At 69.9% G+C, this 12,365-nt stretch carries 11 protein-coding genes; 4 read left to right on the top strand and 7 right to left on the bottom strand.

Going from position 1 to position 12,365, the window contains the following annotated elements; all coding sequences use genetic code 11:
* Nucleotides 1-16: 16 nt before the first annotated feature.
* The 4 genes from BM339_RS05205 to BM339_RS05190 are packed head-to-tail and all read right to left on the bottom strand — an operon-like array spanning nucleotide 17 to nucleotide 3,360.
* A complete protein-coding gene (locus tag BM339_RS05205) occupies nucleotides 17-976 on the bottom strand; it encodes a glycine betaine ABC transporter substrate-binding protein (protein ID WP_075020031.1) in 960 nt (319 codons plus the stop codon).
* A gap of 19 nt (nucleotides 977-995) precedes the next feature.
* Entirely contained in the window at nucleotides 996-1,757 is a 762-nt protein-coding gene (locus BM339_RS05200) for an ABC transporter permease (protein WP_075020030.1), read from the bottom strand.
* Nucleotides 1,754-2,719 carry an ABC transporter ATP-binding protein gene (locus BM339_RS05195; protein ID WP_021596614.1) on the bottom strand — a complete coding sequence of 322 codons (966 nt, stop codon included), beginning with the start codon at nucleotides 2,717-2,719 and terminating at the stop codon, nucleotides 1,754-1,756. The genes BM339_RS05200 and BM339_RS05195 overlap by 4 nt, the downstream gene beginning before the upstream one ends.
* Entirely contained in the window at nucleotides 2,716-3,360 is a 645-nt protein-coding gene (locus tag BM339_RS05190; RefSeq protein WP_075020159.1) for an ABC transporter permease, read from the bottom strand. The genes BM339_RS05195 and BM339_RS05190 overlap by 4 nt, the downstream gene beginning before the upstream one ends.
* A gap of 359 nt (nucleotides 3,361-3,719) precedes the next feature.
* Here BM339_RS05190 and BM339_RS05185 point away from each other — a divergent pair, with 359 nt between their 5' ends.
* A complete protein-coding gene (locus BM339_RS05185) occupies nucleotides 3,720-4,670 on the top strand; it encodes an alpha/beta hydrolase (RefSeq protein WP_021596616.1) in 951 nt (316 codons plus the stop codon).
* On the opposite strand, the gene BM339_RS05180 is transcribed toward BM339_RS05185, so the two are convergent.
* Nucleotides 4,667-5,572, bottom strand: a complete 906-nt coding sequence (locus tag BM339_RS05180) for a PDR/VanB family oxidoreductase (RefSeq protein ID WP_218163565.1) — start codon at nucleotides 5,570-5,572, stop codon at nucleotides 4,667-4,669. The two genes, BM339_RS05185 and BM339_RS05180, sit on opposite strands and share 4 nt — an antisense overlap.
* Nucleotides 5,573-8,741: 3,169 nt before the next feature.
* On the opposite strand from BM339_RS05180, the gene BM339_RS05175 reads away from it, so the two are divergent.
* Nucleotides 8,742-9,098 carry an MmcQ/YjbR family DNA-binding protein gene (locus BM339_RS05175; RefSeq protein ID WP_021596618.1) on the top strand — a complete coding sequence of 119 codons (357 nt, stop codon included), beginning with the start codon at nucleotides 8,742-8,744 and terminating at the stop codon, nucleotides 9,096-9,098.
* On the opposite strand, the gene BM339_RS05170 is transcribed toward BM339_RS05175, so the two are convergent.
* Both BM339_RS05170 and BM339_RS05165 read right to left on the bottom strand, forming a co-directional pair.
* Nucleotides 9,076-9,831, bottom strand: coding sequence for a hypothetical protein (locus tag BM339_RS05170; protein ID WP_143118278.1), 756 nt, complete (start codon nucleotides 9,829-9,831; stop codon nucleotides 9,076-9,078). The genes BM339_RS05175 and BM339_RS05170 overlap by 23 nt on opposite strands.
* 300 nt (nucleotides 9,832-10,131) lie before the next feature.
* Nucleotides 10,132-10,932 carry an alpha/beta hydrolase gene (locus BM339_RS05165; RefSeq protein WP_075020027.1) on the bottom strand — a complete coding sequence of 267 codons (801 nt, stop codon included), beginning with the start codon at nucleotides 10,930-10,932 and terminating at the stop codon, nucleotides 10,132-10,134.
* A 65-nt stretch (nucleotides 10,933-10,997) separates the two neighbouring features.
* Here BM339_RS05165 and BM339_RS05160 point away from each other — a divergent pair, with 65 nt between their 5' ends.
* Both BM339_RS05160 and BM339_RS05155 read left to right on the top strand, forming a co-directional pair.
* Nucleotides 10,998-11,567, top strand: a complete 570-nt coding sequence (locus tag BM339_RS05160; protein ID WP_024936561.1) for an RNA polymerase sigma factor — start codon at nucleotides 10,998-11,000, stop codon at nucleotides 11,565-11,567.
* Nucleotides 11,568-11,679: 112 nt separating this feature from the next.
* Nucleotides 11,680-12,114, top strand: a complete 435-nt coding sequence (locus tag BM339_RS05155) for a VOC family protein (RefSeq protein WP_075020026.1) — start codon at nucleotides 11,680-11,682, stop codon at nucleotides 12,112-12,114.
* The last annotated feature ends 251 nt before the right edge of the window (nucleotides 12,115-12,365 follow it).

Raw genomic sequence — 12,365 nt, 5'->3', positions numbered from 1 at the left:
GGCGCCGTCCGGACGGTCATCCCCCGATGAAGCCCTTGGACTTCAGCCAGGTCTCGGCGACCTTCTCGGGCTGCTCGCCCTCGATGTCGACCTTGCCGTTCAGCTCCTGCAGGACCGGGTCCGTGAGCTCCGCGGCGATCGGATTCGCGATCTCGCCGATGGCGGGCGCGTCCTTGTAGACCTGCTCCCGGACGGTGAGCGCCGGGTTGTAGACGGGGAAGAACCTCTTGTCGTCCGGGACGGAGGTCAGCCCCAGCGCCTTGATACGCCCGTCCGTCGTCGCCACCTCACCGAAGGCGCAGGGCCTCCCCTTCCCGATCGCGTCGTAGATCGCGCCCTCGGCGAGCGTCGCGACGGCGGACTTCGGCAGCGTGAACCCGTAGGCCTTCTGCAGGCCGGGCCACCCGTCGCTGCGTCCCGCGAACTCGCTGGCGACGCAGGTCGACGCCTTGGCCGGGTCGCGCTTCGCCAGCGCCGCGTAGTCGGACAGGTTCGCGATCCCGAGCTGCCGCATCGTGGTCGTCTTCACCGCGATCGCGTAGGTGTTGTTGGCGGGCGCCGCGGCCAGCCACCTGATCTTGTTCTTGGCGAGGTCCTGCTCGGCGACGGCCTTGTACTGCCCGGCGGGATCGCCGATCGGCTCGGTCTCCTTGAGGTAGTTGATCCAGGCCGTCCCCGTGTACTCCCAGTACATGTCGATGCCGCCGGACGTCAGCGCGGCGCGGGTCGTGTTGCTGCCCTGCAGCCCGCACTTCTCGTTGACCGTCGCGCCCGCCGAGCGCAGCGCGAGCGCGGTGACCTGGCAGAGGACGAGCTGCTCGGTGAACTCCTTGGACCCGACGGTGACGGTGACGCCGTCCAGCGAGTTGCCCTCGGCCAGGCTGCCCGCCTCGGCGTCGGTGCCGCTGGAGCTGAAGCATCCCGCGGTGAGGGCGACGGCGGCGAGGGAGGCGGCGGCGGCGGGGAGCGTGCGCATGGTGACTCCTCAAGGTGATTCAGATCCCGCGCGGGCGCAGGACGTACTCGGCGATGCCGATGAGCCAGTCGGCCGCCATAGCGAGGACGGCCGTCAGGATGCTGCCGGTGAGCAGGATCGGGGTCCGGTTCAGCGAGATGCCCGTGTTGATGAGCTCCCCGAGACCGCCCGCGTTGGTGAACGCGGCCAGCGTCGCGCTGCCCACGTTGAGGATCACCGCGACGCGGACGCTGGCGAGGATCACGGGGACGGCCAGCGGCAGCTCCACGCGGAACAGCACCGCCGTCCTCGACAGCCCGATGCCGCGCCCGGCGTCGACGAGCGAGCGGTCGACGCCCCGCAGGCCGACCATCGTGTTGCGCAGCACCGGCAGGGCCGACACGAGGATGAGCGCGATCACCGCCTGCTGGAACCCGATGCCGACCGTGACGGCGAGCAGGACGAGCACCCCGATGGACGGGACCGCCTGCCCCACGTTCGCGAGCGCCAGGAACGGCGCGGACAGCCGCCGCAGCCGCGGCCGGGTCAGCAGCACGCCGAGCGGGATCGCGATCGCCAGCACGAGCGCCGTCGACACCGCGACCAGCTTGACGTGCTGGACCGTCTGGCCGGCGATCTCCGACCGGTTGATGGAGCGGCGCTCGATCGCGTCCAGGTCCAGGCCGCGCACGTACACGTAGAGCGCCACCGACACGACGACGAGGAACAGCGGCGTCACGAGCAGCCCGGCGAGCGAGCGGCCGTCCGTCTCCGTCCGCTCCGGCACCGCCGTGACGGTCATGGCTTCCGCTCCGGCGCCTGCCGCACGATCGCCGACCAGGAGACGGCGCCCGCCGCGCGCCCGTCCCCGTCCAGGACCGTCGCGGTCTCCGAACCCGCCCGCAGCATCGCGTCCAGCGCCTCGTACAGGGACTGGTCGGCCCGGACGGTCGCGCCGCCGGCGTGGCCCTCGACGGGCTTCAGCTCGACGGACCCGACCTCCACGAGCCGCAGCCGCCGCATCGCGGCCCCCGCGCCCACGAACTCCGCGACGAACGCCTCCGCCGGCTCGGCGAGGATCGCCGCGGGCGTGTCGTACTGGACGAGCCTCGCCCCCTGCCCGAGCATCGCGATGCGGTCGCCGAGCTTGAGCGCCTCCGTGAGGTCGTGGGTGACGAGGACGATCGTCTTGCCGATCCGCGCCTGCAGTTCGAGGAACGCGTCCTGCAACCGCTCCCTCGTGATCGGGTCGAGGGCGCCGAACGGCTCGTCCATCAGCATCGCCGGCGGGTCCGCGGCCAGCGCGCGGGCGACCCCGACGCGCTGCTGCTGCCCGCCCGACAGCTCCTTCGGATAGCGTCCGCGATAGGTGCCGGGGTCGAGGCCGACCATGTCGAGCAGCTCGTCGACGCGGGCGCGCGCCCGCTTCTTGTCCCAGCCGAGCGTCCGCGGGATCAGGCCGACGTTGGCGGCGATCGTCATGTGCGGGAACAGCCCGACCTGCTGGATGACGTAGCCGATGCGGCGCCGCAGCCCGTCCGGGTCGACCCGGGTGACGTCCTCGCCGCCGAGCAGGATCCGGCCCGACGTCGGCTCGATGAGCCGGTTGATCAGGCGCAGCGTCGTCGTCTTGCCGCAGCCGGACGGGCCGAGCAGCACGACGATCTCCCCCTCCCGGACCCCGAGCGTGAGATCCTCGACGGCCGCGGCGTCCTGCCCCGGGTACCGCTTGCTCACCCCCTCCAGCCGGATCATCTCCGTCATCGCAGCCCCCTGGAGGTGGTGAACCGGGACAGCACGACGAACAGCACGTCCAGGACGAGCGCCAGGACGGCGACGCCGAGTGTGCCCGCGACCGTGTCGTTCAGGGCGTTGGCGCCGCCGATGCGCGACAGCCCGCCGAAGATCAGCTCCCCCAGCCCCGGCCCGGCGACCGCCGCCGCGATCGCCGCGATCGCCACCGTCATGATCGTCGCGACCCGGACCCCGGTGAGCACCACCGGCCAGGCCAGCGGCAGCCTGATCCGCAGCATCCGGCTCGCCCGGCTCATCCCCATCCCCCGCGCCGCCTCCTCGACCGCGCTCGGCACGCCTTCGAGACCGGTGATCGTGTTACGCAGGATCGGGAACACCGCGTAGAGCGTCAACGCGGTGATCGTCGGGGCCAGCCCCAGCCCGAACACCGGGATGAGCAGCCCGAACAGCGCCAATGAAGGAACGGTCAGCATCGTCCCGGTGACCCCGAGCGCGAGCCCCTTCGCCCGGGGCCGCCCCTCGACGGCGACCCCGAGCCCGATCCCGATCACGGCCGCGATCGCCACGGCGATCAGGACCACCTCGGCATGCTCGGCCATCATCACGCCGATCGTGGGCCAGCGGTCGGCCAGGTACTCGGAGAAGCTCACCGCCGCCTCCCGCCACCGCACCGCGCGGCGGGAGCGCGGACATGACTCTCGTGTCCCATACCACCAGAGGCTGCCTACGGATGATCAGCAAAACAACCCCAGATCCCCGAACCCCACCCCCGCCGGCAAAGCCACCCTTCAGGGCTGACAGCCGACGAACACCGCCAACGCGTACGCTCCACACGACCACTGAAGGAGTACCCGCAGAGCACCGAGCCCGCGGCACCTGGTACACGGTCCAGCCCGGAGAACAGCGTGTTCGGCAAGGCCGGCTACGGATTTTCCTTGGGCCGCGGCTGGGCAAGGGGGTGATCGGCAGTCGACACTGGTGACGGTCACCCCCTGAGAGGAGCACCGAGGTGTCGTACGCCTTCGATCCGGAACTCGCGCCATGGATCGCGACGATCCCGCATCTTTCGATCGCCGACGTTCAGCAGATCCGCCGGAACGAAGCGGAGTTGTTCGCGGGAGCAGCGAAATACGAGCCGCCGGTTCCGGTCGAGACCCGCGATATCACGGTGCCGGGGCCGCAGGGCGCACCCGAGGTCCAGGTACGCATCTTCGCCCCGGTCGAACGGTTCGACGACCTGCCGGGCCTCGTCTACTTCCACGGAGGCGGGTTCGTCATCGGTAGCGTCGACATGTCCCAGGACGACACCACCGCCATCGCGGCCGAGGTCGGCGCCGTGGTCTTGTCCGTCGAGTACCGGCTCGCCCCCGAACACCCGTTCCCGGCCGGCCTGGAGGACTGCTACGCCGTGCTGACCTGGGCGGCCGCGCACACGGCCGACCTCGGGATCGACCCGGATCTGCTAGCGGTGGGCGGCGAAAGCGCCGGCGCCGGGCTCGCCGCAGCGGTCTCCCTGTTGGCGCGCGACCGTGGCGGCCCGGCACTCTGCTTCCAGCTTCTCGGCATTCCGGACCTGGACGACCGGCTCGACACCCCGTCCATGCGCGCCTTCACCGACACGCCGATCTGGCATCGACCCAACGCCGAACTGAGCTGGGATTACTACCTCGGCAAGGGGGTCCGCGGCACCGACGGCGTCTCCCCCTACGCTGCTCCGGCCCGCGCCGAAGACCTGACCGGGCTACCGCCCGCCTACATCACGACCTGCGAGTTCGACCCGCTCCGCGACGAGGGCCTGAACTACGCGCAGCGACTCATCCAGGCAGGCGTCGCGACCGAGTTGCACCACTACCCCGGCACCTTCCACGGCTCCACCAGGATCAAGGAGGCGGGCGTGTCCAAGCGCATGCGCGCCGACCGCTTGGACGCCATCCGCCGCGCCCTGCATCCCACCCACTAGAGCTCTAGAACGAGACGGGAGCCGCGGGCGCGCGACACGCAGATCATCATGAAGCCGCCGTCCGCGCGCTCCTCGTCGGTCAGGACGGAGTCGCGATGTTCCGGCTCCCCGTCGAGAACGGGCGTCTCACACGTCCCGCACGTCCCTTCGCGGCAGGACGACAGGACGTTCACGCCCGCCTTCTCCACGGTCTCCAGAATCGATCGTCCAGGTTCGATCCGCAGCGTCCGGCCGCTCAACGCGAGCTCGACCTCGAAGGCCTCGTCCACTCCCTCGACGGGCTTCGGTGAGAACCGTTCAGTGCGCAGCGCACCGACCCCGAGTGCAGCGCACCGCTCCTCGGCCGCGGCCAGCATGGGTTCCGGACCGCAGCAGTACACGAGCGCCTCGTCCGTCCAGTCACGCAGCGCGCCCTCAAGGTCGAGCAGCCCGAACTGATCCTGCGGACATATCTCGACCCGGTCGCCATAAAGGCTCAGCTCGTCCAGGAAAGCCATGGCAGAGCGCCGCCGCCCACCATAGAGAAGCCGCCACTCGGCCCCCGCCGCCTCCGCTGCCGCCACCATCGGAATCATCGGCGTGATCCCGATACCTCCAGCCAGGAACAGATAGCGCGGCGCTTCCTCAAAACGGAAATGATTCCGCGGCCCCCGCACAATGAGCCGATCCCCCACCCGAACCCGCTCGTGGACGAACGTGGACCCGGGCCCCTCCTTCAACACACCGATGCGCCACGCCCCCGCATCACCCGGATCCCCGCACAACGAGTACTGCCGGACAAGCCCGTCCCCCAACACCAGATCAATATGCGCCCCAGGCTCCCACAACGGCAGCCCCCCGTCCCCCACCGCACAAAGCGTCAACCCCACAACCCCATCAGCAAGAACCTTCTTGCCCTCCACAGAAACCCGAATATCACTATCCACAACCGCCACCTCCCAAAACCCAATCACTTACACACGCAACGCCATTACGCAGGGCATGCAGGGCCGCACCGCCATCGCCCCACCACCACGCAACCGCAACCACCTCAACCTGCCACTCCACCGGCCGCCCTTGGCACCGCCTCCCCCGCACACCTCGTCAACCAATCCTCCTGACACGACTCGCGCGAGGCACCACCCAACACAGCCGCCACGCACGGGCCGATGATCTCGACAGCGAGGACCTTGCGGCGGGCGGCAAGGCGGCGCAGGGGGCATTCCCAGGCGGGTCGTAGAAGCCGTCCGGTGTGAGGAAGTCGAAGATGACGACACGCAGGCCGCGGCAGGCCTGCCCTCCCTGACATCGGCCTCGTCGAGATGACGCCCCCGAGACCGAAACCGTCCACGAGACGCCAGCGGCCGAACAGTTCCGCGCGACAACCCCACCGGCACACCCCAGACACCCCGTCGAGCACCCCCGGCAGGCCCAGAATGCAATGCCCACAACACGCCGCCGACAACCCGGGCAGTCGGCACCACGGGCCGCGCCGTGCTGAACACAGCGGCCAGGCGTGGCTCCGCGAGGACCATCCATCGACCAAAGACTGCGGCGTGCAACCACCCCGCCGTCGCTCGCCCTGGCGGCCTGCGACCACCCCCGCCGCCCACTCTGGCAGCGTGCGACCACCCGCCATCGCCCGCCGTGGCGGCGGGCGGCCGGGTACTGGGCGAGTGGAGCGGCTTCGGCAGGGTCGGGCGAGTGGGCGTCGGTGCCGCAAAGGCGCTCGTCGCGACCGTTCGCTTGGCGCTGGCCAAGGTTGGGCGGGGAGCACCCGAGTGCAGTTGGCTCCTTCTGCCCAGATCGGGCGGCCGCAGGCCTGCCGATGGCCCGTGATCTCCGAACGCATGCCGGGACGGCGGCATTTGCGTGGTTACCGCCGCGCCAACCTGCTGAACCTGCCAACGGCTCGGTGCCATACGACCCGGCGTAAGACACCCGGCTTGAACCACCGAGGCCGCCGTCCACCACCAGCGCATCGGAACACCGCATGCCATCGCCTTGAGCACGTTGACGTCTAATCACCTCAGCTACCTGCTCCGCCGTAGATCTACGCAACGCCGGGCCACCGCCGGGTAGCGCCGACTCGTGTCAGCGTCATGGCTGGTAACCGCCCACCAGTGCCAGGGCACCGGGGCGGCCTAATCACGACGATCGTTCGTGGTCGGAGGCTCAGTCAGCACCGCTTCCGCAGAATGGAAGAACCCACGCCGGGCTTCGCTCGTCCCGGCGAGGATCGCAGGAACCGCTTCCGTCCATGTGACCGCACGGCCCCCTCCGGCCCTCGGGATGGACGCGGCCCACTGGCTTCCCAGGGCCGCGTCTATCCCGCACGGGCTACTCCCAGACCATGGCCGCGCTTCCCTCACCTGGTCATCCCGCTTCCACGAGCCAGCGTCAGGCCCGCGCGAAGAACACGCAGGCAATCGGCCGTGTCTGCGGCCCCGCCGTCGCCGGAACCATGGCTTCGAGGACTTGCTCGATAGCAACTCCGGACATCAGCAGATCCAGACGCCAGCAGCCCTAGACGCCACCGTCCTAGACGCCACCGCCCTGGACACCACCAGCCTGGACGTCTCAGCTCTGGACGTCTCAGCTCTGGACGTCTCAGCTCTGGACGTCTCAGCTCTGGACGTCAGCGGCCCTGGACGTCAGCGGCCGCGGAAGGGCTAGGTGGGAATGGCCGCAAGCCAGGTCGTCGCGCTGCGGGAGCTGTCCGAGGCGGCCGCGGAAGGTGACGGCCGCGGAAGGTGACGGCCGCGGAAGGTGACGGCCGCGGAAGGTGACGGCCGCGGAAGGTGACGCGGTACGCCGACGGCGACACCCGACCGCAGCCAGATGCCGCGGCAGCGAGGCCGCCGTCCTGAACCCGGCCCGCTCGGCGACTCCGGACATCTGTCCTCGGCGGGTCAGTCTTCTACCGTTCCGGGCATGCGATGATCACGGGCGCTGACCTGCACGGCTGTCCGGGCCGGCGACTCCGTCTTCCGATCCACAGCCACCGCCGCGACACCGACGGTGCCCGCGTGCGTCATGGCCAAGGAACCGCGTCCACGCCGCCACACCCGCCAGCGACAGATCCAGCAGCACATCCACCAACCGCCCGCTCGTGCGTACCCATCCGCCCTCCACCCGGCGGCGGACGGTCGACCGCTCACATGTTCGGAGGCAGGGTGTGCCTCGCGAGGACGATCCGAACTAGAGCACGTATCACCTACACGGCCAGCAGCCTGGGCGGTGGCGGCGACTCGGGACGACGGGGGACGGGGGCGGCCCGGGGGCGGCGGCCGCCCGCGCCGCAGCCGGCTGGCGTGGATGCCCACGGGACCAACGCGCTGAGCAGCGGCCGGGATGTTGGAGCAGGCGCAACCGGCCTCGGCACACCACTCCGGTCATTGCGCCGTGCCGTCACGGATCTGGACCAAGATGCCCACGGATCCAGGGTTCGAGGCATCGTCCGTTCGGACGCCTACCGGACGGCATCGGCCAGTCTGCTGACGTCCTTTGGGAACCAACGCCAGCCTGGCGACGACCTGCAGCGCAGCTAGGCTTGCGGCGCCCAGCACTCTGGGCTGCGCGTCCAGTACGCGTGGGTTGGGGGCAGGCGCAAAGGTGGCGGGGTTCTGGCCACGCATTGGACGGCCGGACAGTACACCGCTCACACGTTCGGAGGAGGGGTGCGTCGCGAGGACGATCCGAACTAGAGCACCTAGCGCCTACACACGGATTTGGACCAGGACGGCCACGGATCCAGGGGCCGGGCATCGTGGTTCGGACGCCTACCGGGTGGCATCGGCCAGTGTGTTGACATCCCTTGGGAAACGACGTCGGCCCGGTGACGGCCTGCAGTGCAGCCCGGGTGCAGCGTCCAGTACGGGTGGGCTGCGGCGCCCAGTACGGCGATGGTCGGGGTGCGGGCGCAAGTTGACGGGGAGGCGAGGTGCGTCGCGAGGATGATTCGAACGAGAGCACGTCTCGCCTGCACGCGGATTTGAAGCAGGATGGCCACGGAGGCGGAGTTCGGGGCTGTTTGATCGAAGTGACACTCCAGATCCGCCGAGCGGATCGGCTATTGGAAGGAACATCGGTATGGATGATCGGGACGTGTCGGCACTGATACGGAAGATCTGCCTAGCGCTGCCTGAAACGACGGAGAAGCCGTTCGGCGGTCACACCGCGCCCTCCTATCGGGTTCGCGACAAGCTCTTCGTGATGACCTCCGAGGACGGGCTCTCCATGACGTTTAAGGCCGGACCCGGCGTTCAGGAGGCGCTCGTGGCGGAGGCTCCGGAACGGTTCTTCGTCCCGAAGTACGTGGGTGCACGGGGCTGGGTCGGAGCGCGGCTCGACGTCGACCAGGACTGGGACGAGATGGCCGAGCTCATCGAGGACAGCTACCGCCTCATCGCACCGAAACGCCTGGTCAACCTCCTCGACCGTGACTAGCCCGGCGCCGGGCTCCGTTGCCTTCACCTCGCTGGCGTCGCAGGAATGCCAGGCGGGCGGCCACGTGGTCCATGGTGGCGTCGTCAGCTTTCCAGCCGCGCTGGAGTAATGCCGTCAGGAGAGCCTCCAGATAGGGCGCTGGGCGGGTCAGGAAGTTCTTGCTCACGGGGATGACGTCCCAGCCCGCCTCCTTGGCGAGCCAGCGCCGGCGCTCGGTGTCGTGGGCACGGGCTTCGCGGCCGGTGTGGTGCCTTTCGCCGTCATATTCCAGGCCGACTCGGTATTCCGGGTAGCCCAGGTCGATGTACCACCAGTGACCGCGGGGCCCCATCACCTGTACTTGTGTCTTCGGCGGCGGGAATCCGGCCTCCACTACGGCGACGCGGGTCCAGCTCTCGCCGGGGGACGCCGCGCCTCGATCGCCGAGCCGGACGATCTGGCGCAGCCGCTTGTTGCCGCGATACCCCGGAAGGGTCCGGGCCATCGCGGTGAGTTCGCCGGGGTCCACTCCGCGCCGGAGGAATTGATCGAGGGCCGCGACAGCCTCATAGCGAGGAAGCCATCGCGCACAGTCCAGTGCGGTGCGGGCAAGGCACGTGACGCGTACATCGGATCTCTCCACGACATGGTCGGCCGGAAGTGCCGCGTTCTCGGCGGTGAACGCAGGCACGCCGGAGTCGGTCCCGGGTGATCGGGGAGTGATGAGCTCGACGTCCCAGTCGGCTTCGTTCACTCCCGGAGGTAATACGTCGAGGCCCCATATCCACGCGGCCGTACGGCGCGCGATGACGACGTCGTCCGGGAGGAGGCCGCTCAACGCGGCGGCGCGAGCCGTGAGGGAGGCGCCCTTCACGGGGACGAAGTACGCGCCGGGGCCGACGGGGACGATGCCGGCCGCCGTTCGCTTCCAGGTCAGGCTGAAGCCGTTCATGTGAACCGATGATGCCCGCCGGGGCGGTCACCGCGAGGAGCGCTGCAAGAATGTGGATAACTTTGAGTTTCCCCAGGTCAGAGCCAAATGGCTCGCGGGGTGTCACCCCTGGGATTCCGCCGGGGTGCCGCCGCGGCCTCCCGTCGTGGAGACTGCGCCCGTCGCCCAGGCGCCGATGCGCTTGATCAAGCCAGGGGTGGCGGCCGTCTCGGCGTGCCCGAAGGCGGGCTCGATCCACAACTCCCTCGGGTCGGCCGCGGCGCCGAACAACTGACGTCCGTGTTCGAGGGGGAAGAAAGGGTCCGCGTCCCCGTGGACGACGAGGAGCGGCACCGGCGCGATCCGGCCGACGACCTCGTGCGGCGCCTCTGGTACTGGGTCCCATCCGTTCGGCGCGATCCGTGTCCCCCGCGCCAGCCGGACCGCCATCCGGCCCACCCGCCGCTCGATCGCCCAGTGCACGCGCCGCATCGGAACCGTCCCCCGGTAGTACCAGCGTGCGGGCGCGCTGACCGAGACCACCGCGTCGACCCCACCGTGCAACGCGGCATGCCGGACGACGATGCCACCCATGGAGAAGCCTGTCAGGACGACCCGTTCGTACCCGCGTCGGCGTGCCGCCGCGACCGCCGCGTCGACGTCGAGCACCTCCCGGTCACCGACCGTGGATCGTCCGCCCGACCTGCCGTGCCCGCGGAAGTCGAGCCCGATCACGCCACCGTGCCGGTTGAGGGCGTCCGCGATCCGGCGGAGTGCGGGCTGCCTCCACGAGCACGTGAACCCGTGCGCGAGGACGAAGCACACATTTCCGTCACCCCTGATGTGACCTGCGTCGATTCGCACGCCGTCCGCGGTGTAGAGGGTGAGGGGTTCGGGAATCACCACGCCTCCATGATCGTCCATCACGTCCTCGCCGATTTTTTCACTCCCACCCGTCGGAGAATCGGCCCGCCGAGCGATGGAGGGATATGAACCACCCGGGACGACTCCAGCCCGACCCGGGGCCGGCGCTGCTCGATCTCTACGACGAGGCCCTGCCCGAGGTCTACGGCTACCTGCTGTCCCGGTGCGGTCGGCGGGCGCTGGCCGAGGACCTGACGGCGGACACCTTCCTGGCCGCGGTAGAGGCCGTGCGGAAGGAGCCCCCGCCTGTGCTGTCCGTCGCCTGGCTGGTCGGCGTGGCGCGACACAAGCTGGCCGACCACTGGCGGCGGGCGGCACGGGAGCAACGCGGCCTTCAGGCGATGGACGGGGGCGCCTCAGACGCCACGGAGGACCCATGGGACGAGCGCGTGGACGCACTCCTCGCCCGGGAGGTCCTCGAACAGCTGGGGCCCCACCATCGCGCCGCGCTGACGCTCCGCTACCTGGACGGGCTCCCAGTCCCCCAGGTCGCCGAGCATCTCGGCCGGACGCTCCACGCCACCGAGGCCCTGCTGACACGGGCCCGGACGGCCTTCAGGCACGCCTACAACGATCACTGTTCACCAGGAAGACCGAGACCCGGAGACCGCGGAAAGGAGGGCCACGATGACTGATCCGCTGGAGGCTCTCCGTACACCGGTCGTCCCCGTCGATCCTTACCCGGCCTTCGCGGCACGCCTGCGCGAACGTCTGCGGCGCGCGCTGCTTCAACCCACGGGAGACACCATGACCACGAGCACCGTCCAGGAGTCGGAGGCCCGAGTTCGAACGCTGACCCCGTACCTGTGCGTTGACGACGGGCAGCATGCCCTGCGCTGGTACGCCGACGCGTTCGGTGCGGAGCTCCACAGCGAACCGACGATGATGGAGGACGGGCGGGTCGGCCATGCCGAGCTCGCCATCGGCGACTCCGTGCTGATGCTCGCCGACGAGTGGCCCGAGCTGGGTCTGCTGGGCCCGAAGGCCCGCGGCGGCCCCAGCCAATCGCTCTACCTGTCGGTCCCGGACGTCGACATCGTCTTCTCCCGCGCCGTCGAGATGGGCGCCGCCCCCGACCGTCCCGTGGCCGACTACCCCTACGGCCGGAACGGCGTCGTCATCGACCCGTTCGGGCACCGCTGGATGATCTCAAGCCCTCCCCCCGCCGCTACGCGAACGTAGGCACCGCGATGTCAGCCATGCCTGGCTCTGGACCGAGCGGGGGCGCTGCCCAGGGGCGCGGGCTGACCTGCGGGCCGGAGCCGCAGCGGTGGAACCGCAGAGCAGAGTCCAGACTGCCCGGAACGTGGAGCGAGGGCGCCGACCAGAGGCGCGGACTGCGGCTCGGGGCTGAACTACCGGCCAGAGGCACGGTCCAGCGGCACCGACCAGGCCCCCGCGGGGCCAGAAACACAGAAAACGGCTCAGGGCCG

This window comes from Actinomadura madurae, from assembly GCF_900115095.1.
GTDB classification, from domain to species: domain Bacteria; phylum Actinomycetota; class Actinomycetes; order Streptosporangiales; family Streptosporangiaceae; genus Spirillospora; species Spirillospora madurae.
Note: the sequence above shows the minus strand (reverse complement) of the source record. Positions and strands in the feature narration are given on the sequence as shown.